This is a genomic window from Sutterella seckii (assembly GCF_009183815.1).
Classification (GTDB): domain Bacteria; phylum Pseudomonadota; class Gammaproteobacteria; order Burkholderiales; family Burkholderiaceae_F; genus Sutterella; species Sutterella seckii.
The window spans coordinates 1-21,047 of sequence record NZ_WEHX01000038.1; the positions used below are offsets into that span (position 1 = coordinate 1).

General features: G+C 57.3%; 21 protein-coding genes and 1 tRNA gene. 7 read left to right on the forward strand and 15 right to left on the reverse strand.

Translation table 11 applies throughout. The features are described from left to right. Positions 1-203: 203 nt before the first annotated feature. Genes GBM95_RS06735 through thiM form a run of 5 tightly spaced genes read right to left on the reverse strand, consistent with a single transcriptional unit; the run spans position 204 to position 6,256 of the window. On the reverse strand, positions 204-1,664 hold the full coding sequence (locus GBM95_RS06735) for a DUF3482 domain-containing protein (RefSeq protein ID WP_152158408.1): 1,461 nt from the start codon (positions 1,662-1,664) through the stop codon (positions 204-206). A 51-nt stretch (positions 1,665-1,715) separates the two neighbouring features. Next, the gene (locus tag GBM95_RS06740) at positions 1,716-3,104 is read right to left on the reverse strand and encodes a DUF2868 domain-containing protein (protein ID WP_152158409.1); all 1,389 of its coding nucleotides are present in this window, start codon (positions 3,102-3,104) and stop codon (positions 1,716-1,718) included. A 52-nt stretch (positions 3,105-3,156) separates the two neighbouring features. Beyond that, positions 3,157-4,818 (reverse strand): phosphoethanolamine transferase, encoded by a 1,662-nt coding sequence (locus GBM95_RS06745; RefSeq protein ID WP_152158410.1) that lies wholly within the window; start codon positions 4,816-4,818, stop codon positions 3,157-3,159. After that, on the reverse strand, positions 4,815-5,456 hold the full coding sequence (gene thiE / locus GBM95_RS06750) for a thiamine phosphate synthase (RefSeq protein ID WP_152158411.1): 642 nt from the start codon (positions 5,454-5,456) through the stop codon (positions 4,815-4,817). Before thiE ends, GBM95_RS06745 begins: the two co-directional genes overlap by 4 nt. Next, on the reverse strand, positions 5,456-6,256 hold the full coding sequence (gene thiM, locus GBM95_RS06755) for a hydroxyethylthiazole kinase (RefSeq protein ID WP_152158412.1): 801 nt from the start codon (positions 6,254-6,256) through the stop codon (positions 5,456-5,458). Before thiM ends, thiE begins: the two co-directional genes overlap by 1 nt. Positions 6,257-6,399: 143 nt before the next feature. On the opposite strand from thiM, the gene lgt reads away from it, so the two are divergent. Beyond that, entirely contained in the window at positions 6,400-7,200 is an 801-nt protein-coding gene (lgt, locus tag GBM95_RS06760) for a prolipoprotein diacylglyceryl transferase (RefSeq protein WP_152158413.1), read from the forward strand. A 79-nt stretch (positions 7,201-7,279) separates the two neighbouring features. On the opposite strand, the gene GBM95_RS06765 is transcribed toward lgt, so the two are convergent. From GBM95_RS06765 to GBM95_RS06785, 5 genes are all read right to left on the reverse strand, one after another. Continuing rightward, on the reverse strand, positions 7,280-8,095 hold the full coding sequence (locus tag GBM95_RS06765) for a sulfite exporter TauE/SafE family protein (protein ID WP_152158414.1): 816 nt from the start codon (positions 8,093-8,095) through the stop codon (positions 7,280-7,282). Between the two features lie 51 nt (positions 8,096-8,146). After that, positions 8,147-8,653, reverse strand: coding sequence for an EVE domain-containing protein (locus GBM95_RS06770; protein ID WP_226963204.1), 507 nt, complete (start codon positions 8,651-8,653; stop codon positions 8,147-8,149). Positions 8,654-8,992: 339 nt separating this feature from the next. Continuing rightward, on the reverse strand, positions 8,993-9,388 hold the full coding sequence (locus tag GBM95_RS06775) for a cell division protein ZapA (protein ID WP_152158415.1): 396 nt from the start codon (positions 9,386-9,388) through the stop codon (positions 8,993-8,995). 22 nt (positions 9,389-9,410) lie between these two features. Then, positions 9,411-9,614: a hypothetical protein gene (locus GBM95_RS06780; protein ID WP_226960224.1), complete on the reverse strand. Its 204-nt coding sequence runs from the start codon at positions 9,612-9,614 to the stop codon at positions 9,411-9,413. Next, a complete protein-coding gene (locus GBM95_RS06785) occupies positions 9,550-10,119 on the reverse strand; it encodes an outer membrane protein assembly factor BamE (RefSeq protein WP_152158416.1) in 570 nt (189 codons plus the stop codon). The genes GBM95_RS06780 and GBM95_RS06785 overlap by 65 nt, the downstream gene beginning before the upstream one ends. 114 nt (positions 10,120-10,233) lie before the next feature. On the opposite strand from GBM95_RS06785, the gene fur reads away from it, so the two are divergent. Continuing rightward, positions 10,234-10,692 carry a ferric iron uptake transcriptional regulator gene (gene fur / locus GBM95_RS06790; protein WP_174857863.1) on the forward strand — a complete coding sequence of 153 codons (459 nt, stop codon included), beginning with the start codon at positions 10,234-10,236 and terminating at the stop codon, positions 10,690-10,692. 127 nt (positions 10,693-10,819) lie between these two features. On the opposite strand, the gene GBM95_RS06795 is transcribed toward fur, so the two are convergent. From GBM95_RS06795 to GBM95_RS06805, 3 genes are all read right to left on the reverse strand, one after another. Continuing rightward, a tRNA-Val gene (locus tag GBM95_RS06795) sits at positions 10,820-10,894 on the reverse strand. A gap of 89 nt (positions 10,895-10,983) precedes the next feature. Further along, complete coding sequence (gene rnhA, locus GBM95_RS06800; RefSeq protein WP_152158417.1) at positions 10,984-11,457, reverse strand: ribonuclease HI; 474 nt, start codon at positions 11,455-11,457, stop codon at positions 10,984-10,986. Then, entirely contained in the window at positions 11,457-12,230 is a 774-nt protein-coding gene (locus GBM95_RS06805; RefSeq protein WP_152158418.1) for a class I SAM-dependent methyltransferase, read from the reverse strand. The genes rnhA and GBM95_RS06805 overlap by 1 nt, the downstream gene beginning before the upstream one ends. A gap of 206 nt (positions 12,231-12,436) precedes the next feature. On the opposite strand from GBM95_RS06805, the gene GBM95_RS06810 reads away from it, so the two are divergent. From GBM95_RS06810 to recN, 5 genes are all read left to right on the forward strand, one after another. Beyond that, positions 12,437-14,488 carry a LysM peptidoglycan-binding domain-containing protein gene (locus GBM95_RS06810; RefSeq protein ID WP_226963206.1) on the forward strand — a complete coding sequence of 684 codons (2,052 nt, stop codon included), beginning with the start codon at positions 12,437-12,439 and terminating at the stop codon, positions 14,486-14,488. A gap of 135 nt (positions 14,489-14,623) precedes the next feature. Then, on the forward strand, positions 14,624-15,415 hold the full coding sequence (gene fabI / locus GBM95_RS06815) for an enoyl-ACP reductase FabI (RefSeq protein WP_152158420.1): 792 nt from the start codon (positions 14,624-14,626) through the stop codon (positions 15,413-15,415). Positions 15,416-15,517: 102 nt separating this feature from the next. Next, positions 15,518-16,279 carry a glycosyltransferase family 2 protein gene (locus GBM95_RS06820; protein WP_152158421.1) on the forward strand — a complete coding sequence of 254 codons (762 nt, stop codon included), beginning with the start codon at positions 15,518-15,520 and terminating at the stop codon, positions 16,277-16,279. After that, positions 16,279-17,187 carry an NAD(+)/NADH kinase gene (locus tag GBM95_RS06825; RefSeq protein ID WP_226963207.1) on the forward strand — a complete coding sequence of 303 codons (909 nt, stop codon included), beginning with the start codon at positions 16,279-16,281 and terminating at the stop codon, positions 17,185-17,187. Before GBM95_RS06820 ends, GBM95_RS06825 begins: the two co-directional genes overlap by 1 nt. A gap of 26 nt (positions 17,188-17,213) precedes the next feature. After that, on the forward strand, positions 17,214-18,875 hold the full coding sequence (recN, locus tag GBM95_RS06830) for a DNA repair protein RecN (protein WP_152158422.1): 1,662 nt from the start codon (positions 17,214-17,216) through the stop codon (positions 18,873-18,875). Here recN and GBM95_RS06835 read toward each other — a convergent pair. Together GBM95_RS06835 and GBM95_RS06840 are read right to left on the reverse strand one after the other, a co-directional pair. Next, positions 18,870-19,805, reverse strand: coding sequence for a glycosyltransferase family 9 protein (locus GBM95_RS06835; protein ID WP_152158423.1), 936 nt, complete (start codon positions 19,803-19,805; stop codon positions 18,870-18,872). The two genes, recN and GBM95_RS06835, sit on opposite strands and share 6 nt — an antisense overlap. Before the next feature lie 12 nt (positions 19,806-19,817). Continuing rightward, positions 19,818-20,720 carry a glycosyltransferase family 9 protein gene (locus GBM95_RS06840; RefSeq protein WP_152158424.1) on the reverse strand — a complete coding sequence of 301 codons (903 nt, stop codon included), beginning with the start codon at positions 20,718-20,720 and terminating at the stop codon, positions 19,818-19,820. Positions 20,721-21,047: the final 327 nt, after the last annotated feature.

Genomic DNA, 21,047 nt, shown 5'->3' on the forward strand with positions numbered 1-21,047 from the left:
AAAGCCTCAACATCGGATCGGTGCTGAGGCTCTCGGCGTTGTTTTGGGTACTGTCGGCGAAGTGGAAAAACTGGCTTTCCGAATTTATGGAAGCCCCCTCAATAAGAAGAATCTTCTTATTGTTGCACCCAGCCTTCATTTATGAATATAAGGGTTAGTTTTAATTTTTAATCGTGATGAGAGGAAAAGCGCGACAGTTTTATTTATTCCGGCGGATAAAGTTTTTCGAATACGCTTTTTAAGGTGCTGTCTATTTTCTTCGTGAGTTCGCTGACGCCAATATCAGGCGAATTTTTGCGAATATCCGCAAGCGGTATTTTTTCCTGAGCGATCGTGTCGCTTACCGCTTTTTTCCAGAATTCGGGAGATTCACTTTCCTCCCAGTCGCCGCGTCCGCGGCCGAAATGCGCTACCGCCAGGTAAAGCAGGATGGTTTCAAGGAGAAAGCCGTTGACGGCCTGACTGCTCCAGGTGAGATCCGCACCGGCCTTCTGGCGCGTCAGATTGTAGGCATGCGCTGCGCCGATGCCGCTCACTGCGCCGATGAGACCGCCCACAAGCGTTCCGAGTCCGAGGGTCAGGCCTGCGGATGACAGGTCTACCGCCAGACCAGCGGCAGCGGCGGATGCCGCTCCAATGCCTGTGCCGATGGCGGCTGCGCTCTGGGGGTCCATGGAATAAACCGCGAGGTCCCAGTCTGTCTTCATGCGTCTGAAGATTTCCTTTGAGACGCCTGAGCCGTGAAGCCCGTTGATTTCAATGAGCCTCGCCGTGAGCGAGCAGAAGCTGTCAGCCGCCTGCGAGGCAAGGGCCGCCTGAGCATCGGCTACGGCATTATGTTCGTCCTTGAAGAAGCCGAAGCGCTGTCCCATCGTAATGGCGCGTTCTCTGAGGCTCGGCGTTTCAAGCGGCATATGCGCCGCAAGGGCATGCCAGATGTGACGCGCCATGGCGTCGACGGAACTCGCGTACGCGGCCTGACGGCTTCGTCTCCAGACGGACTGAAGCGTTCTGTAGGCAGAACGCTGATCCTGAGGGAGCGCGTCGCCGATGGCATTGAAGAGCATCTCTTCCTGAATCCAGCAGCGTGCAAAAGCGTCCATAGGCAGAACGGTTTTGACGAAGGGATAGTCAGAGAGTGCTTTTTTCCAGATGTTGAGTTCGGCTTTTTCGGCTTCAGGCTCCCGGGGCTTTCCCATCTGGTTGAGGAGCACGATGACAGGCTTCCCGATCCAGGAGAGGATCTTCATTTCGGCCGCGATGTAGGGAGCGCGGTCGGGAAGTTCGGCGATATTGACGAGATAGAGAACGACGCTTGAGATATCCCGGATATGGCGAACTGCTTTCTGATCCAACCAGAAGGATTTGTTGGCAAAGCGGTCCCAGACTTCGGAGAGGAGCCAGCCGATAGGGTTGCTGCGTCCTTCAAGACGGCGTGCGAGGGCCACGGAGTTCCCGAACCCCGGCGTATCCCAGAGAATCAGTTCGCTCCCGTCCGGGCCTCGTGCAAGGACGTAGTCGGACGTGGATTCCGTCACGTGCGCCCGGTCTGCCACTTCGCCAACGTCGCGCATCAGCAGCGTGCGAGCGAGCGTTGTCTTGCCGATGTTGGTATGGCTCACCAGGCTCAGATGAATGCGCAGAGGATCCGGAGAAAAAGACATGTCGTGTCAAAAGAAGGAACGCTGTTCTCAATCTTTCATTATCCCGCTGCTTTACGCCGCCGGGGCGAGCCCGGTAATGCGAAGCGGCACCCCCATTTCGGACGCAAAGTGCTCCCAGAGCGCCCGGCGGGACTGCAATCTTTCGGGAGTATCAGAAAAGCGTGCGGAGAGCTGAGAGAAGTCGAGGCAGAGCTCCACATCGGGCGTTCGGAGCGTGAGCGCCTGGATTAATGCCCCGTGAACCTCGCTTTCGGGGGTTGCAGCCGGGTCAAGTACGAGCAGCACCCGGTCCCCGGAGGAAATGTCTGCATCGGAAAGCGCAGAGAAGTCCGGTGCTTCCCAAGGATTGACGACCAGTTTGCGGAAAGGTTCGTCTATGGCTGGAAGCGTCCTGTCGGCAGCGTCGGCGACGATAAAGGTTTTGATTGCTCGCGTCTTCCCTTCCTCCTGAAGGCGTTTGAGTTCAGCGCCGTCAAACGGGACCCGAAGATGTTTCTCTTCCTTTCCCGCCCGCCAGAGACAGGCTGCGGCAAAAACCGCACGGGGAAGAATGATGAGAATGAAGAGGCTCCAGATCATGCGGGCGAGCCAATCCGCACCCGGAGCACCGCCTCCGGCAGTCAGATTCATGGCGCTCAGAGCCTCTTCTCCGGGAAGCGCTGAGATTCCGGGGAGGAACGATGGAAGCCATCCATAAAGGACATTCAGAATAGTCGCGATGATGTCCGGGCGGTCGGCGAACCATGTGCTTTCCCAGCCAGCGCTATAGGCGGTGCCGATGCCGCGCACGAGGAGGCTGACAGCGAGCCCCACTCCGAAGACGAGCGCCGCAAGGTGGAGCACGGCCCGGAAGCGCCAGGCAAGTTCCGGGACCTTGAGCAGCATCCAGCATTTCAAAAATTCGCTCGCATAGGGCTTCGTCCGGATTCGGAACCGAGGCAATGCGGAGAGGCTCCTCGCCGCTGCGAAGGAGAGTCCCGAATCCATGCTCCCGGCTCGGAAGAATGAGACGAGCGCGATCAGCATGACGACAGCGTTCCAGAGAAGAATGCCAAGGTACGGGGGCGAGAGCAGATTGAGGGTCGCCCCCGAGCTTGTGAGCTGGTCGGCGACAGCGCCGGTGAAGAAGCCGAGGAAGATGACGATGCTTGCAGGGCCTTTGAGCGCAAGCGCGGGAGCCGAAGGGAGACGCGGCACTTCAATCCCGGGGTCTTCATTCCTCGCGCGGGAAATGAGAAGCCTCGCGCGCGTGAGAAGAAAAGCCTCCGCAGGCGCTTCGTCGCCCGCAACAGAGCGTGCGTCGCGCGAGAGCGCTCTCAGCTTCTCGTCAAACCATTTGTCCCTGGAAGTCGATTCGAGCGCCCGGGCAAAAAGAATGGTTTCGGCATCCTCAGGGGTAAGGCGGAGAATCCTGACGGATGAAGCGGACGACTCGGACATTGCAGTGGACCCGGGATAAATAGGACTGTCGTTCGATTGTATAGGCGAGTCGCTACTTTTCCGAGGGAGGCAGTTCCGGGTCATGAGCAGAGATTGCAGGACGATGCCAGCGGTAATCCCTCGAAGCAAAGTTTTCTGCTGGATTTTCCCGTAGCCAGTGAATGCCGGCGAGAGAAAGGAGGAGCGGACTCAGACCATCCGCGCGGAAGGGACGATTCGATGCCATGTGCGGTGCGTCATCCGACGACCAGAAAAGAAGCGGAATGCGAAAGCCGGAGGGCGTCTGGGTCGAATGACCGGCGCGGTTGATGAAGTCCCCGGTTTCCTGTCCATGGTCGGAAAGAAAGAGCCAGTCGGTCGGGGTGCCGGTGAGAAGAGCGTTCTCCCGGGTGGTTGTCAGAAGCTGGTAAAGCACCTCGTCCTGGTAGCGCATGGCGGCATCGTATTGATTTCGGGAAATGATGACCCAGGGATAGCGTCCGAGCGTTTTAAGGTGCTTTGAAATCTGGTCGTCGCCCCAGTCGGGAGCAAAGGCTGCAGGGTAGCGCAAGGCATAGTGCGGATGAGCGCCGATCAAGTGGACGACGATGAGTTTTTTCGGGGCGGGATCCTGGAGCGCGGCGGCAAAGGGCGCGAGGACGCTTCCGTCGAGCGAAACGCTCGTGCGCCCGCTCATGCGGTTTAAAAAGACAGGCTTATCCGCCCATCCTGCATACCGGGTGTTGATTGCGATGTCATCCTGATTACTGATCCAGTGAATTCTCCAGCCGGCAGCATGGAAGAAGGCAAAAAGATTGCCGGAGTCCATCCCGTCTCTGAGTACGCCGGATTCTCTTAACGCAATGCCGCTTTCTTCGAGCGGGAAGGTGAACATGGAGTGGAAAGCCCCGACCGTCGCGGCATCAACGGACCAGGCACCTGAAAAGACTTGAAGACGACGATCGGAATGCGCAAAGGCTTTGAGCTTCGGCGTGGTGCTGCGTGCGTAGCCGTAAAGGCTCCAGTTGGTGCGCGTCGTGCTTTCGCCGATGACGAGCACCAGCGTGCGCGGAGCGGTCTCAGCGCGCGTGATGAGTCCCTCTGCAAGCGAAAGCTCTTTCGTTCTTTCTCTTTTTGCGTTCATCCATTCGCTCTGAAGCGTGCTGACTGCCTCCTGCCAATGGGGCCAGAACCAGAGGGGATAGTGGGATCGCCAGGAAGACTTGGCAAAACTCAGAATGGCAGCAGCCGTCAGAAGGAGAAGCAGAATGCGCCAGCCGATCCGAAGCGAGCGCCGCGCCAACGGTTCACCGGTACGGCAGCAAAGAAGCAGAAAAACACCGAGCGCGCAGACGCAGGCTGCAAGACCTCCCCAGAGAAGGATTTCGCTCCAGAGCGTTTTGGCGAATTCGAGGGCTTCCTGAAAACTGGTGTTGGCGACGGCTTCGAGAACGAAGGTCGACATCGGCTCGGCCGTATAGACACGCCTCAGAAAAAGGCGAACGCCTGCATCTGCTGAGGCAAGAACGATGCCTAGGGAGGCAATGAGGAGCGCCGGCTTCTCCAGAGGGCTCCCCAGCGCGGCAAGTCTGATGCCGATAAAGGGAAGGATGAAGACGGTGAGCTGAAGGCCGCGCTTAAAGTCCCCGGTTGCAAGATAAAGGAGCGCGACGAGAAGAATCAGGGCGAGGACGGCGAGAGCGGTTCGCCCTGAAGGAGAGAAAAGCGCTTTCAATGCCGGATTCCGCTGCGGAAAGCCTGAAGGAGATTCCGGGCGGCAAGCTCGACATCGGGCTGGCCGCAGATGGCGGAAATGACGGCAATGCCGTCAGCGCCCGCCGCGCCGACTTCCGGGGCGTTTTCCTTCGTGATGCCCCCGATTGCAACGCAGGGATGCTGAGCATGAGCGACAACCTCATGAAGCCCGGCGATGCCGATGGCGGCTCCTGCGTCTGCTTTTGACCGGGTGGCAAAGACCGGTCCGACGCCGTAGTAGTCAACGAGTTCGGGGGCCGTGCCGCGAAGCTCCTTGAGATTCCCGGCAGAAAAACCGAGGATTTTTTCGGGACCGATGAGGCGTCTCGCATCTTCGGCCGAGAGATCATCCTGCCCCACGTGAAGGCCTTCGGCTCCGGAAGCCAGCATGACGTCCGCATGGTCGTCAATGATGAGCGGGATGCCCCTGGGCGCAAGAAGCGTTCTCAGCGCGCGCGCGGCTTCCGTCATGCGGCGTTTTTTCCATTGGGGCGCGCGAAGCTGCACTATCGTGACGCCGCCCGAAATCGCTGCGCGCGCGGTTTCCATCAGGCCGCCCGAACGTTCGCTTTGGTCAGGGTCGAGAACAAGGTAGAGGCTCAGATCAAAGCGCGGCATCAGAGCGATTCTCCGAGAAAGTCCTGAGGCTGAATGCTGTATAGAGCATCGAGGTATTCGTCGTGGAAGCTCCCCGGTCCCTTTGCATTCTTCCCGGCGATGAAGGCGGCGCGCTTTGCAAGCGCGCAGGCGGAAACCGCAGCCGTGACGGGATCCTTTTCGGCGGCGCAGAAGGCAGCCGTGAGCGCCGAAAGCGAGCAGCCGGTGCCGACGACGAGCGTGGTCATGACGTTTCCGCCTGAGACGGAAAGAACGCGTTCGCCGTCTGTTGCGTAGTCGGTTTCGCCCGTGACGCAGACGACGGACCCCGTGCTTCGGGCGAGCTCCACCGCGGCATTGACGGCGCTTGCGCTCGAGTCCGTACTGTCGACCCCTTTGCCCCCTTTGCCGGCTCCCGCAAGGGCAAGAATTTCGCTCGCATTCCCGCGGATCACCGTGGGGTGAAGGGCAATCAGCTTGCGGATCTCACTGTCGCGCCATGGGATGACGCCTGCGGCAACAGGATCGAGCACCCAGGGCACGTGCTTTTCCCGCGCTGCTTGGGCGGAGAGCTGCATGCTTCTCAGCCGTTCGGGCACGGGGGTGCCGACATTGACGAGGAGCGCTCCGGCGATGCCGGCGAAATAGGGCGCTTCTTCCTCGGCCACGACCATCGCCGGCGAGGCGCCGGCGGCAAGAAGAACGTTCGCCGTGATTTCCTGCACGACGTCGTTCGTGAGGCAGTGAACGAGCGGGCGAAGCCGACGAAGTTTGTCAAGCGCCTCAGAAGCGGCGCGCGGGGAAAGCGGAGTGATCTGCATCTTCGTAAACAAGTAAAAGCCCGGGGCTTAACGGAGTGAACAGTATCACACGAGAGAAGCCGGAGAGACGCTTGCAGAACGAGGCGGTCAGGTCTTTAGAATGACGCTCTCCGCCTCAACTGCTCTCCAGAGAGTTTTTTCAGATGCTGATTCATCCGCAGTTCGACCCCATCGCGATTTCCGTCGGCCCGCTTGCCGTGCATTGGTACGGGCTGATGTATCTCCTCGGGTTCCTTGCCTTCTGGCTTCTGGGCCGACGCCGGGCGGATGTCCCCTGGCGAGGCATTACGCGCGACGACGTTGAGAACCTCCTCTTCTGGGGCGTATTCGGCGTGGTTCTGGGAGGCCGGCTGGGCTACTGTCTTTTTTATCAGCCGGACTACTACCTCTCGCATCCCTTTGACGTCGTCAAGATGTGGCAGGGCGGCATGAGCGCGCACGGCGGCCTGATCGGCGTCCTCATCGTGATGGGAATTTACGGGCGCGTGCGCGGCATGGGCTTCTGGCGCGTGGCGGACTTTGTCGCACCGCTCGTGCCGATCGGGCTCTTTTTCGGTCGCATCGGAAACTTCATCAACGGCGAGCTCTGGGGACGGCCGGCTGCTCCGGATCTCCCCTGGGCCATGATCTTCCCGCAGGCGCAGGACGGCGGCATTCCGCGCCATCCGTCGCAGCTCTATGAAGCCGGCCTCGAAGGTCTTGCGCTTTTCCTTTTGCTCTGGATTTATTCCAGAAAGCCCCGGCCGCTTGCCCGGACCGGCGCACTCTTTGCGATCGGCTACAGCGTTGCGCGATTCGCGTGCGAATTTTTCCGCGAACCCGATGCATTCCTTGGCCTTCAGGCGCTCGGCCTCTCTCGGGGTCAGTGGCTCACGCTCCCGCTTCTCCTCTGCGGCATTGCCGTGTGGGTTTGGGCGGGCCGCAGAAGCAAGTCTGTGTCCTGACAAAAGTTCCGCGATCAATGAAAAAAGGGTGCTTCCGCCCAAGCGGAGCACCCTTTTTTCGACCTGTAGGGAAGCTCAATCAGAGCGAGCTGATGGCCTTCCAGAGCATGTAGGAGGCGAGCACGAAGAGCATGCAGGCAAAGATGCGCTTCAGAGGCTTCGTGTCGGTCGCATGCGCGACCTTGGCGCCGAGGGGCGCGAAGAAAATGCTCGTTGCAGCGACGCAGATGAGCGCCGGGAGATGAATGTAGCCGAGCGTGTAGGGCCAGCCGGGAAGCCCCGTCAGACCCCAGCCGCTGATGATGTAGCCGATGGTGCCGGCAAATGCGATCGGGAAGCCGAAGGCGGCGGAAGTGCCCACGGCGTTATGCATCTTGACGTTGCACCACGTCATGAAGGGGACGGAAATGAAGCCGCCGCCCGCACCCACGAGCGCAGAGATCACGCCGATTACGGTGCCGGCGCCGAACATGCCGGCAGTCCCCGGAAGATGACGCGAGGGCGTGGGCTTGGTATTGAGGAACATCTTCGCGGCGGAGAAGTAGACGAAGACCGCAAAAATCATCGCGACCCAGAAGGTCGGGAGCGCGCCTGAAATCTGGGCGCCCAGGAGCCCGCCCACCAGGATGCCGGGGGCCATTGCGAAGACGACGTTCCAGAGAACGGCGCCGCGCTTCGCGTGCGCGCGCACGGATGAAAGCGACGTGAAGAGAATCGTGCCCATTGAGGTGGCGATGGCCACGTGAACGATGTGTTCAATGGGGATGCCCGCATAGGCAAGGAGCAGCGTGAGGAACGGCGTCAGAACCATGCCTCCGCCGATGCCGAGAAGGCCGGCGAGAAAGCCCGTGCAGCAGCCGAGGGCGGCTAAGGCAAGAATGATCTGGATGGACATGGGAGGATCCTTCGAGGGTAAAGGTCTAGAAGCGTCAGTGCGTTGTAGTTTTTAAAGGGACGCAAGGTTTTCGGCGATGAAGCAGAACTCTCGTTTCGTCACCGGGGTGATCGAGAGCCGGTTGCCGCGCCTCAATATCACCATTTCGGAGAGTTCCGGGTGCGTGCGCAGTTCAGCAATCGGGATAACAGGAATCTTAACGAGTCCTTCCACATCCACGGCTACCCACCTGGGGGAAGCAGACGTACTTTTGGGATCAAAGTACTCGCTTGATTCATCGAATTGACAGGCGTCCGGGTAGGGGCCGGAGGCGATCCGGGCAATGCCGGCGATCCCGGGATTGGGACAGCTCGAGTGGTAAAAGAGTACGGCGTCGCCGGGCTTCATGGCGTCGCGCATGAAGTTTCTTGCCTGATAGTTTCTGACGCCGAACCATGAAACCTTATGGTCAGGTGCGGCAAGCGCATCGTCGATGGAGCATTCGCCGGGCTCGCTCTTCATGAGCCAGAAGTTTTCGGCCTGCCTGATGAGCGCTTCAACGTTCTCTTTTGCGGCCATTTTCTGCTCTTGGGAAAGCAGAAAGGGCAACCTCTGAAAAGACTGCCCTTTCTCGAAAAAGGATGCCTGCTGCGGGGCGGGGCTACGTATCCTGAACCGAGAGTTCAGGGCGGTCGGCTCCGGAGCGGAACGGGCTGGACACGGCGTGACCGGCACTCTATCGGCTCTCGAGTAGGCCAACCTATTGCGCATGGCATTGGTTCTAGGTACCTTGGAGCCCTGATGCTTTGCCGCTGCAGGCTTGAAATCATTGTACCTGCTTCGCATCGTCTGTAAAGGGGCGAAAACGTAAAGAACCGTCCTGATGCGAAATGGCAAAACTGATTCGGAATCTCCTCGTCAGAAAAGCGAGCCGATGGTGCCTATCTTGACGTCGCGGTAGAGCGCATCCTCGCAGAGCCGGCAAAGCGCGCGAATTTCCTTAAGCGCCTCAGCGTCATCCGCGGCTTGAGCGGGTTGCGCTGCCGGAGCCGGCTGCGCGGCGTCGGGAGCCTGAGCAGGCGAGGCTCCCGCATTCCCGTCCTTGGCCTCTTCTTCCCGCTTCTTCGATTCATAGGCGAATTCGAGCGCCGTAAGCACGGCAATCTGGTCGTTCGCAATGACGCGGCCCGCCGCGCGGACGGTCTGCATCTGCTCGTCCACCTGGCGGGCGCAGTCCTTGAGGAGCTCCTCCTCGCCGCTCGAGACGGCAAGGCGGTAGTCGCGATCAAAAATGGTGACGGTGACTTCAGACATGTTGAATGACTCCCCCCGAGCCTCAGGCATTGCCGCCGTCGCGAAGCTGCGACAGAAACGCGTCAAGCTTGCGCTTCATTTCATGAATCTGCTCGCGGCTGTGCTTCAGTTCCGCATCGCGCGCTTCGAGCTGATTGGCGAGCTGAATGCGCGCGTCGCGCTCACTCTGCAGCCGGTTGATGAGCTGCGTTATCAGGGCTCTGAGCCTCTCGAGTTCCTGTTTCATTGGCATCTGTTGTCGAAGGAGAAGAATTGGGTTGCGCGGGCGGAATGATGGTCTTCGGGGGACGCGGCTCGAAGGAGCGGATGGTTCCGAGAATCAGCTGGTCCGCCTGCTGTTCGTCGGGCATCGGGTCGGACGTCCAGTGGTCGACGCGGCGGTCCGCGTTGAAGTAGACGCTCAGACGCCGGATCTGCTCCTCGCCGTCGCCGCGGCGCAGGTAGTAGACATAGTCCCAGCGGCCCTGGTGGAACTGGTCCTGCACCAGCGGAACGCCGAGCAGGAACTGCACCTGCGCGTCCGTCATGCCCTTTTCGAGCTGAAGCGCCATTTCACTCGTGACCAGATTGCCCTGGTGGACGTCAGCACGGTAAGGTTTCAGGAAGTAAGGCACGAAGTCAGTCGCGCTTTCCCAGGCACTCGAGACCGTGTCGGTGACCGTGCTGCAGCCCGTAAGGCCGACGGCGCCCGCAAGCGTGGTGCATAAAATGAGGAGATGTCGCTTGAACATAAACCGAATAAAATAAGAATTTCAGGCCGGGTTCTCAAATGAGCCCTGACCCCGTATGATAAAGAACTCAAAGAACTCAGACAGGGTAGCTTTGCCGTGAAGGAAGCAACACAGATGCAGCAGTCCGCCGACTTGAAGACCATGGGTCTCAAGGTTACGGTGCCTCGCCTCAAAATTCTAGATTTATTTCAGAAGCTTTCTGAGTCGCAGGAAGCCGGCAAGCGCCATCTTTCTGCCGAAGAAGTCTACAAGCTTCTCCTGAACGAAAACAGCGATATCGGGCTGGCGACGGTTTACCGCGTGCTCACGCAGTTTGAAAACGCCGGCATTCTCGTTCGCCACGATTTCGACGAGGGCAGAGCCATTTATGAGCTCCAGGAAGGCCGTCACCACGATCATATCGTCTGCGTGCGCTGCGGCAAGGTCGAGGAGTTCGTGGACCCTGAAATCGAGAAGGCGCAGCGGCAGGTCTCGTCCCGCCTTGGGTATGAAATGACCGATCACTCGCTCGTTCTCTACGGCGTCTGCCACGACTGCCGCGAGAAGGAACGCAAGCGCAAGGAAGAAGTCTGAGTTCCTGCGTTTCGCCTGAAGCTCAGAAATCCCATGGAAGGAGCGCGCGAGCGCTCCTTCGTCATGTCTGCATCCGGGCAAAACAAAAGGCCCGTCCCCAAGCGGAAACAGGCCTTCTGAAGAATTCTGGTACGCGGTACTGGGATTGAACCAGTGACCCCTGCCGTGTGAAGGCAGTGCTCTACCCCTGAGCTAACCGCGCATTTGCGAGAAGCGAAATATTACCTGAAGAACGGTAGTTTGCAAGGAAAAGTTCTGAAGCATACCGTGTTTGCGGTACTTCTCCGGGCGTCAGGAACGCTTGGCCGGTCTTCTGCCGAGCGCGGCTTCAACGCCTAAATTCGCCAGCTGATCGGCTTTTTCATTGCCCGGGTTGCCGGCGTGGCCCTTGACCCATCGCCATTCAATCTGGTGCTGCGAGGCGAGTCGATCGAGCTCCTGCCAGAGCTCGATATTCTTGATTTCGCCTTTGCTCCCCTTTTTCCAGCCGCGCCGCTTCCAGTTGTGAATCCACGTTGTGATGCCGTCCTTCACGTAGCTGCTGTCGGTGTGGATGATGATCGGGCAGGGGCGCTTCACGGCAGAGAGCGCTGAAATAACGGCTGTGAGCTCCATCTGGTTGTTCGTGGTGAGCTTTGAGCCGTCGTAAAGTTCGAGGCGATGCTCTCCCCAGACGAGAAATGCGCCCCAGCCGCCGACGCCGGGATTGCCCTTGCAGGCGCCGTCGGTCCAGATTTCGAGAACTTTAGGCGAGGAATCAGCCATCAGAGTTTTTTCCCAAGAAGCGTGGAGTGGGTTGTTGAAGATGCCGCAGGCACTCCGGGGGCAGGAATTTTAGCCGGGAGCTTCTGCATTGATTCGCAGCTGACGATGCGGGGGCCGGGAAGGCGCTTTACGGCAGAAAGGAGGAAAAGGTTGGAAAACTGCGGCATCCAGCGGTCCCCCGCCTTGTTGAGCCATGACCAGGCATGAAGTCTCTTCAGACTTCGAAAGCCTGGCGCATAGATGCCGAAAATTCCGCGGTCGACCTCAAGACCCAGGAGCGTAAGCCAGTCCTTGAGGCGATAGAGCGATATCGGCACAAGCTCCGTCGGAAGATATGGCCTGCAGCCGAGCTTCACGGTCTGCTGCCGCAGCCACCAGAGGCCGAGCGAATTGAAGGCCGTCAGGATGAGCCTGCCTTCCGGCTCAAGGACCCGCACTGCCTCGCGAAGAACCTGCTGAGGATTTTTGGCGAGATCGAGCGTATGGGGAAGCGTCACCAGATCCATGGATTCGCTCTGAATCGGCAGCTGCGCAGGATCCGCAACGATCCGGTTGAGCGTGAATTTCGGGTCGCAAAGATCTCCCCGGGGATCAATCAGCCAGTGCGCCTGCATGCGGTTGGCGGCGAGCGTATCGAGCTGAGGCATGCCGACCTGAAGCGCGCAGGAGCCGAAGACATCTGCCGTCAGCTCGCTGTAGGCGGCTTTCTCCCATTCAAGGAGAAGCTGGCCGGGGGCGGAAAGCAGAAAATCCTGAAAAGTGAGTGCGGGCATCAGAGTAGGCGGGAATAACAATTCGTTGCGTAATTTGGGGCGGTTCCCAGGAATCCTGAGCGGCTTCAATCGAAGTCCGCATCCATGCAGGCATTAAGATTAATCGCTTATTGTCCCGATTTGTTTTTCCTCTCTTTCTTTTCAGCGCCATGCCTTCTGGTTTCCATGTCCTTCGCTCATTGACCCTTCTGGGCGCGCTCGTTTCATTGAGTCTTTCGACAGCGGCTGCGACGACAGATGAAGCCATTCCTTCCGAGGAAGGTGCGGTGCAGGTAGAGGAGGCCGCAAGCGAAGCGGCGCTTTCGCGCGAGTCCGACATCCCTGCGAATGTCTGGGCGCGCATTCGATCGGGCTTTGCCATTCCCAACCTTAATTCCGCTGCGGTGGACCGCTGGACGGACTTTTACGCGAAGGACCCGGACTACGTCCGGCGCATGGCCCTGAGGGCGAGCCGGTACCTCTACAACATCGTTGAGGAAGTGGAGGCAAGGCACCTTCCGACAGAACTCGCGCTCCTTCCTTTCGTTGAGAGCGCCTTCCAGCCGGAAGCCCTGTCGCGCGCCAAGGCCTCCGGCCTCTGGCAGTTCATGCCGGCAACGGGCAAAAACTACGCGCTTGAACAGAATCTCTGGCGCGACGACCGCCGGGATGTGCTTGAAAGCACCCGTGCGGCGCTCGACTACTTTGAATATCTGCACGGGCTCTTCAACGACTGGCAGCTTGCGCTTGCCGCCTACAACTGGGGCGAAGGGAGCGTGCAGCGCGCCATCTCGCGCGCGAAGCGCCAGAAGAAAGCGACGGATTATGCGCATCTGAGAATGCCGCGGGAAACGGCAAACTATGTGCCGAAGCTCGAAGCCATCAAGCGCATCGTGAGCGACCCGGGAAAATACGGCATTGAACTTCCTGATGTCGGCAATGAACCCTTCTTCGTGCGCGTTACCAAACCCCGCGATATTGATCTCAAGACGGCGGCGGAGCTTGCCGGAATGTCCGAGGCGGATTTCCGGGCGCTGAATCCAAGCTTTAAGCTCCCGGTGATCGTGGCCTCGCACAACAACGTGATGCTGCTTCCGGCCGATCGTCTCGACTTTTTCGTGGACAACCTAGCGAGCTGGATGGATTCGGGGCAGCCTCTTTCGCACTGGACGACTTATCGTCTCCGGAGCGGCGAATCGCTTGCCGAAGTGGCTGAACGCTCCGGCATGACGGAGTCCTTCCTCAGGGAAGTAAACGGCATTCCGGAAGGCCGGAAGGTGCTCGAAAATTCGACGCTCCTTGTCCTTGCTGAAGGCGATGAGCAGGCGGATATTTCCGCAGAGGAAGCCGATGCGCGTCTGCGGCTTTCGCCGCTTACAACCTGGCGCCGGGTGACCTACCGCGTGAGAAGCGGCGATACGCTCTCCACCATTGCCCGGCGCTGGCACATCACGGTGAAGTCGATCGTGCAGGCTAATCGCCTGCGCTCCGACAGTCTCCGTGTCGGTCAGCGTCTCGTTCTCACGGTGCCCAATGTGGCGCGCTCGCCGATTATTGCCTCCTCGAAAACTTCTTCGAAGAGTCAGGCTTCGGGCGGCCATATTATTTATGCGGTGAGAAGTGGTGATTCACTCTTCAACATCGCCCGCCGCTACGGCGTTTCCGTTGATGACCTCAGAATGAGGAACAGGCTTTCCGGGAACACCATTCGTGCCGGTCAGCGCCTGCGCATTCCGAGAACGGGCGAAGCGAACGTTGAGCCTTCGAGCGTGATTTATACGGTCCGCTCCGGAGATACGCTTTCGTCCATCGCGGGACGCTACGGCGTCTCCGCGACGAAGCTTCGCCGCGTGAACCGTCTTTCCTCGTCAAGGCTTCAGGTTGGGCAACGTCTGGAGATCCCGGAAGGGGATGAACCCAAAGAGCCGCCGAAGCCCGTTACGGCTTCGAGCCCCAAAACGACAGAACACGTCGTGCGCTCCGGCGACACGCTCTCCGGCATAGCCGGCCGCTACGGCACGACCGTTGCCAAGCTTCGGTCCGCAAACGGCCTGCGTTCCAATCGGCTCTCCGTCGGTCAGCGTCTGGTGATTCCGGCTACTGCCAGCCGATTGGATGCTCAGAATGACGCATCCGCGGATCGCGTCTACATCGTCCGTTCAGGGGATACGCTTTCGGCGATTGCGGCGGCAAACAGCACTTCTGTAGCGGAATTGAGGCGCGTGAACAACCTTCGGAGCAATCGTCTGTCAGTCGGGCAGGAGCTGAAGCTCCCCTGATCGATTGCCGCTCAGTATGGCGAATGATGTCCTCGTCCGCCTAAAATTGATTGTTTCAAGACTGATCATTCTCCGGCAGAGCATCTTTCTGCCGGAATAAAGTTTCCTAAACAATATTTTTCCAAGAGATCTAGCATGGGCTTCCTCACCGGCAAGAAGATTCTGATCACGGGCGTGATTTCCAACCGTTCCATCGCCTACGGCATCGCTCAGGCCTGCCATCGTGAAGGCGCGGAACTTGCCTTCTCCTATTCGGACGAACGCTTCCGTGAGCGTCTCCAGGACTTTGCCGCTGAATTCGGCAGCGACATTGTTCTCCAGATCGATGTGTCGAAGGATGAGCAGATTGACGCTGCTGTGAAGGCGCTTGAAGAAAAGTGGGGCTACCTTGACGGCTTCGTTCACTCGATCGGCTTTGCGCCGCGTGAAGCGATTGCTGGCGACTTCCTTGAAGGCATCTCGCGCGAAGCCTTCCGTGTCGCGATGGACATCTCCGCTTATTCCTATCCCGCCCTTGCGAAGGCTTTCCTTCCCCTCATGAAGGGCCGTCAGGCGTCCATTCTCTCGCTCACCTATCTTGGCGGCGAACGCGTTGTTCCCAACTACAACACGATGGGCCTTGCCAAGGCGGCGCTTGAATCCTCGACCCGCTACCTGGCTGCCAGCCTCGGCCGCGAAGGCATCCGCGCGAACGCCATTTCTGCCGGTCCCATCAAGACGCTTGCGGCCTCAGGCATCAAGGGGTTCTCGAAGCTTCTCCATGTGATGGAAAAGACGGCGCCTCTTGGCCGTACGGTGACGATTCAGGAAGTCGGCAACACGGCTGCCTTCCTGCTTTCGGATCTCTCGAGCGGCATTACGGGCGACATCGTCTACGTTGACGCAGGCTTCCACGCAGTAGCCGTGGGCGTCGTTGACGAAGAGTAAGTGAGCGGCTGAAAGCGCTTCATTCGCCGACAGAGGAAGGCTCCGGAGCAATTCTCTGGGGCCTTTCTTTTAATAACGCATGCTTCATGGAAGGAGTGCGCTGTGGAAAACGGGATCTCGGTTGTGCTTCTCACGCGCAATGAGGAAATCAACATTGATGCGTGTCTTTCATCCTGTACTTTTGCTGATGAAATCATCGTTGTGGATGACGGCAGTACCGATCGCACAATAGAAATAGCAGAAAAGCACAATGCCCGGATTTTTCATCGCGCGCTCAATGGAGACTGGGCGCAGCAGAAGACCTTTGCCATCGCGCAGGCTTCCTGCCGCTGGGTATTTTTGATGGATGCCGATGAACGCGTTACGCCGGACTTGGCTGCCAAAATTCTGGAAAGATCTAAAGGCGACGATCGTGCTTATGAAGTGCAGAGGCACAACCGCTTCAAGCATATCCGCGCTGAGCATGGAAACATGCGCCCTGACTGGGTTTGCCGCTTTGTGCCTAAAGCGCTCGTTACGGTTCATGGCCAGGTCCATGAAGAAGTGAAAGTTTCCTGTCCCAAGGAAAAAATCGAGGGCGACGGGATGATTCACTACCCCTATAGAACTTGGGGGCAGTATCTCAACAAGCTCAATACCTACAGCGAACTTTCTGCGGATCGGTATTTGTCAGAGGGGAAGAGCGTTTCGGTGTTTAAAGACATCGTTTGTCGTCCGCTCTGGTCGTTCATCAAAATTTATTTCCTTAATAAGGGATTCCTTGACGGCAAGGTTGGCTTTATGTTCTCAGTCAACAATGCCGTCTATACGATGAACAAGTACGTCAAATACTATTTCCTTAAAAATTATTCCGGTGAACTCTGATGCACGACATGAAGAAGATCGGCGTATTCGTCAAGCCTACGGAAAGTCTCTGCGTTCCCCTCGAGCATATTGTCAGGGTGCTCTCTTCTCAGGGGTATGAAGTTCTTCTTGAAGAGCGTGCGGCTCAAACCCTTGAAGGCCGCATGGCTTTCAAAGGCTATGAGCGCAGAGAGCTCGGAGAACTTTGCGATGCGGCAGTCGTGCTTGGCGGCGACGGGACGATTCTCGGTGTCGCAAGAGAAATTGCGGGTTGCGAATGCCCGCTTATCGGTGTCAATGCCGGGCGTCTGGGCTTCATTACCGACGTGGTGCTCGAGGATGTGGATACAGTTCTCCCGGCAATGCTCAGCGGGGAATGTTCGTCTGATCGCAGACATCTCCTCGAGGGTGTTGTTCTTCGCAATGGGAAAGAGATTTGCCGCAATTCTGCGGTCAACGACATAGGCTTCAGCCACGGTCGTGCCGGCGGCATGGTGGACTTCATCATTTATGTAGACGGGCGCCAGATGAGCAGTCAGTCTGCTGACGGCATTATGTGCTCAACCTCAACGGGTTCCACGGCTTATGCGCTTGCTGCAGGCGGCCCGATTCTTCATCCGTCTCTTGAAGCCGTGCAGCTGGTGCCGGTTGCTCCGCATACGCTTTCGAACCGCCCGATTGTGCTTCCTGCCAACCTCAAAATCGAAATTGAGCTTGTGTGCGCCAGAGATGCTGTTGCCTACTTCGATATGCAGGAATTCTGCGACGTCATCCCGGGCGACGTGCTGAGGATTGAACAGTCGTCTCGCACGATTGAAATCCTTCATCCGCTTAATTACGACTATTTCGAGCTGCTCCGCCGCAAGCTCAAGTGGAATTTCTCTCCGGCGAGCGTGCATAGAAAGGACTCTGCGGAGCCTGCTCAGTAATCTCTTTTCGGCCTGAGGGGCCATTCATGCTCACAACGCTCAATCTCAAGGATTTCGTCATTGTTGATCAGCTTTCGCTTGATCTCTCTTCAGGCTTTACGGTGCTTACTGGCGAGACCGGTGCCGGCAAATCGATTCTGATTGATGCCATTCAGCTCATCAGAGGCGGCAGAGGTGATGCTGATCTGGTGCGGCAGGGATGTGAGCGAGCGAACATCATTGCGGAATTTTCCCTCGGCGACGCCTCCCGTCATTGGCTTGAGGAAAATGATCTTCTAGAGACCGGTGCCGGGAGCGTGTTGGTGCGTCGCGCCATTGACCGGAGCGGACGTTCCCGTGCATGGATTAACGGCATTTCCGTAACGCTCTCGCAACTCCGGGAACTTGGCGACACGCTTACCGACATCCAGGGACAGCATGCGCACCAGCTCCTCCTCAAATCTCAATGCCAGCTGAAGCTTCTCGATGCATATGCCGACGATGCGGCGATTCTCAGTGAAGTTAAAAATGCGCATGCTGAGTGGAGCGCGGCTGCTCGCAGATTGGAAGAGGCCACTTCAGGGGCGGATATTCGTACCGCCAGGATTGAGCAGCTCAACTGGCTCCTTGAGGATCTGGACGCGCTTTCGCCCAAAAAAGGCGAGTGGGAAGAACTCAATCAGGAGCATTCTCGGCTCGCGCATGCCGTATCCATTACCGAAGGACTTAATGAGTCGATTGAATGGCTGACGCAGGGGGAAAATGCTGCGGGAGACCTGGTAACAAAGGCTCAGATGCGGGTTGAATCGCTTTCCGAATATGACGAGCGGCTCAAAAATATCAGCGAAACGCTGACGACTGCTGCAGAACTCATTGATGACGCGGCGGGAGACCTTGAGAACATCCTGGACCGTACGGATACTGATGGCGCAAGGTTTGAAAAAGTCGACAGGCGCGTGTCGCGCTATTTTAACCTCGCACGGAAATACCGGACGGAGCCCGAAATGCTCTATGAGCTCGAAGCCGAGAGCAGAAAGCGTCTGGAGGAGCTCAGGGGGGAAGAAAATCTGGAAGCGCTTCGCGAGGCTGAAGCGCTTGCGCGCAAGGCGTACGATGCCAAAGCGAAGCTTCTTACCCAGGCTCGCCGTAGTGCCGCAGAGAAATTTTCTCGAGCCGTTACGGAGGAAATGCAGCAGCTCTCAATGAAGGGCGGCCGCTTTGAAGTGGCGCTCGAGGCATGTGCGCCTTCGGAGCATGGTTCGGAAAAATGCGAATTCCTCATGGCCGGGCATCCGGGTGTGGATGTGAGTCCGCTCGCTAAAGTAGCGTCCGGCGGCGAGCTCTCACGCATCGGACTCGCCATCTTTACGCTTTCCTCGCGCAATACCACGGTTCCAACGCTCATATTCGACGAGGTGGACAGCGGCGTCGGCGGCGCAACCGGAGAAGTGGTCGGCCGAATGATGAAGAAGCTAGGGGAATCTCGTCAGGTGCTCTGCGTGACGCATCTCCCTCAGGTTGCCGCTTGCGGCGACCATCATCTCAAGGTTGAAAAAATATCTGATGGATTTGAGACGGTAAGCTACCTCAAGGAGCTTTTCGGTCAGGCGCGTGTGGATGAGATAGCCCGCATGCTGGGCGGGCTTCTCATCACGCAGAAAACGAAAGTCCTTGCAGAGGAAATGGTGAGGGCGGGCGAAGTCTCATGAAGCAAGCTTCTTGACGGCTGCGAGCACTTCATCCAGCGTCGGCCAGGCGCCTTCCTTGCCGAGCACAATTGCTCTGGGGTTCCAGGGACGTGTGCGGGAAGGATCCGTGACGCCGATCAGCGTAATCTGGGGAGCGCCGACAGCCGCTGCCACATGACTGAGACCTGAGTCGTTCGCAATAACCATGCGGGAGCGCTTGGCAAGCGCAGCAAGCGTGCCGAGCGTTGTCGGCGGGCAGATCATGGCATCCGGACATGCGGCACGGGCAAGATCCGCTTCGCGCACTGACGGGAAGACGACGGGGTCAATTCCAAGATCTCTCAACGGCGCGCAAAGGGCATTGAAGTGTTCCCAATGCTTCTTTTTGCCGTGATGGAGGCCGCGGGCAATAGGCGCTAGAAGCGCGAAGTTGTCAGGAATCCTGAGCTCCTGCATCAGATTGCGTGCACCGGCCTCATGGCGCTTCAGCGGTGTAAGACCAAGGGACGGCGGAACCTTATTCCATGCGGGCTTGATGCCCCAGGCTTCGAGTGCGCCGTGAGCCAGAGTGAAGAACCGTTCAACCTCGTGCATTTTCCCGGGTTCGGGGACGGACTTATCGAGGAACAGACGGCGCCAGTCGGTTGGATAGCCGGCGCTTTTGATGCCGCCCAGAGCGTAGAGAAGTGCAGAACTCAAAGAGTTAGGGAAAAGCAATCCTTTGGGCGACGGACCAAAGTGCCGCGCAATATTTCGAATGCGTGAAAAATCTTCGGTGACATGACCTTCAATCGGTTCGAAGCGCCAGCCCGTACCTGCAAGAAGATCTTCCGCCCAGCGCTTGCCGGTCAGAACTGGTGTGAGGCCGCTAGCCTCCAGAAGCCTGAGGCCAGGCAGGGCCATGCAGCAGTCGCCGACATGGTTGGGAAGTCTGCACAAAATATCCGACATGGGTAACTAAGCTTAATGAGGGGTTGAAATGAGTTGACTCAGGAGAATGTCCACCGCTTCTGTTATTTTAACGGGTTTAATTCTTTTGATGGGAACTTGCTTTATCCAATAAACAGGAGGTTTTAGCGAAATGTGCTGTTGAGAAAGGGGTGCCCATATTTCAGAGGTGGAATATTCTCTGAAATATTCAAGATCATTGCCGCAATATAAAGCGATTACGGGGATGTTATAGGCTGAAGAAACATGAACAATCGACGTATCTGGAGTAATTGTTAAGAGAGAATTTTCTACCAGAATACAGGCATCTAAGAAATTTTTAGTGTAGGCCTGGGATAAGTTTGAATTGTTTTTTATTATTTCAATTAATTCTTGATCATTAGAATAAACGACGGCGTGCAGATTTTGATAATGCTGTGATAAATGTTCGGCTAAATAAGATAGCTGATCTGGAGAGATATTTCGATCATTGGTGCGCCCTTCGGTATTTATGTAAATATATTTATGGTTATCTTTTGTGGTTGTAATATGAGGTATGTAAGGGGGAAGGATGTTATCTGGTTCTGCAGTGTTGATGGCAATGTTCTTCTGCGTCGGCTGAATTTTATGCGTGCATAATTTTTGAATGACGGAAGTAATCTGCTGAGTTCTTTCACCAAAATGATTTGTTTTAGAAAAATCGAAATATGCACTGTATATTTTTGCGGCGGCCACCAACTTGGAACAAGTTATGATGAAAGCGGCGGAAGATTTAAGTTTAGCTAAACGAAAATCAATTAGTGCACTGTCCGAATAACAGAGATCTATGATGATGTCTGCAGGCGGCAGCGGCGCGGATAGATCTATGACTTTGCAAATCGAAGTAGAGTAGATTACGTTTAGTTTATAACTAGTGGCAATAATGATGGGGGCTTCCATAAATTCGGAAAGCCAGTTTTTCCACTTCGCCGACAGTACCCAAAACAACGCCGAGAGCCTCAGCACCGATCCGATGTTGAGGCTTTTCTGTAGAGGCAGTTGTTAAGGGGGGTGTGTGAAGCGATCTCGGACGCCTCAGCCGTGTCGCCGCTACGTCGTCATGGGCATCGTGCGCTGCAAAGTCTCCTGTCGTGCGACGTTGTAGCAGAACACCGTCAGCCAGCTCATAAAGTGCGTGCGCGTCATGCCGATGGTACGGACAATAGAGCCCTTCATGGTGCTTTCAACGTAGCCGAAGATGTGCTCAATACGGCATCTCGTTTTTGA

Bases quoted from the DNA above. Each gene is read 5' to 3' on its own strand.
- GBM95_RS06785 (WP_152158416.1), bottom strand. From the start codon at position 10,119: ATGTTCAAGCGACATCTCCTCATTTTATGCACCACGCTTGCGGGCGCC.
- fabI (WP_152158420.1), top strand. From the start codon at position 14,624: ATGGGCTTCCTCACCGGCAAGAAGATTCTGATCACGGGCGTGATTTCC.
- thiM (WP_152158412.1), bottom strand. From the start codon at position 6,256: ATGCAGATCACTCCGCTTTCCCCGCGCGCCGCTTCTGAGGCGCTTGAC.
- GBM95_RS06840 (WP_152158424.1), bottom strand. From the start codon at position 20,720: ATGGAAGCCCCCATCATTATTGCCACTAGTTATAAACTAAACGTAATC.
- GBM95_RS06770 (WP_226963204.1), bottom strand. From the start codon at position 8,653: ATGGCCGCAAAAGAGAACGTTGAAGCGCTCATCAGGCAGGCCGAAAAC.
- recN (WP_152158422.1), top strand. From the start codon at position 17,214: ATGCTCACAACGCTCAATCTCAAGGATTTCGTCATTGTTGATCAGCTT.
- GBM95_RS06805 (WP_152158418.1), bottom strand. From the start codon at position 12,230: ATGCCCGCACTCACTTTTCAGGATTTTCTGCTTTCCGCCCCCGGCCAG.
- rnhA (WP_152158417.1), bottom strand. From the start codon at position 11,457: ATGGCTGATTCCTCGCCTAAAGTTCTCGAAATCTGGACCGACGGCGCC.
- GBM95_RS06735 (WP_152158408.1), bottom strand. From the start codon at position 1,664: ATGTCTTTTTCTCCGGATCCTCTGCGCATTCATCTGAGCCTGGTGAGC.
- lgt (WP_152158413.1), top strand. From the start codon at position 6,400: ATGCTGATTCATCCGCAGTTCGACCCCATCGCGATTTCCGTCGGCCCG.
- GBM95_RS06740 (WP_152158409.1), bottom strand. From the start codon at position 3,104: ATGTCCGAGTCGTCCGCTTCATCCGTCAGGATTCTCCGCCTTACCCCT.
- GBM95_RS06765 (WP_152158414.1), bottom strand. From the start codon at position 8,095: ATGTCCATCCAGATCATTCTTGCCTTAGCCGCCCTCGGCTGCTGCACG.
- fur (WP_174857863.1), top strand. From the start codon at position 10,234: ATGCAGCAGTCCGCCGACTTGAAGACCATGGGTCTCAAGGTTACGGTG.
- GBM95_RS06825 (WP_226963207.1), top strand. From the start codon at position 16,279: ATGCACGACATGAAGAAGATCGGCGTATTCGTCAAGCCTACGGAAAGT.
- GBM95_RS06775 (WP_152158415.1), bottom strand. From the start codon at position 9,388: ATGTCTGAAGTCACCGTCACCATTTTTGATCGCGACTACCGCCTTGCC.
- thiE (WP_152158411.1), bottom strand. From the start codon at position 5,456: ATGCCGCGCTTTGATCTGAGCCTCTACCTTGTTCTCGACCCTGACCAA.
- GBM95_RS06780 (WP_226960224.1), bottom strand. From the start codon at position 9,614: ATGAAACAGGAACTCGAGAGGCTCAGAGCCCTGATAACGCAGCTCATC.
- GBM95_RS06835 (WP_152158423.1), bottom strand. From the start codon at position 19,805: ATGTCGGATATTTTGTGCAGACTTCCCAACCATGTCGGCGACTGCTGC.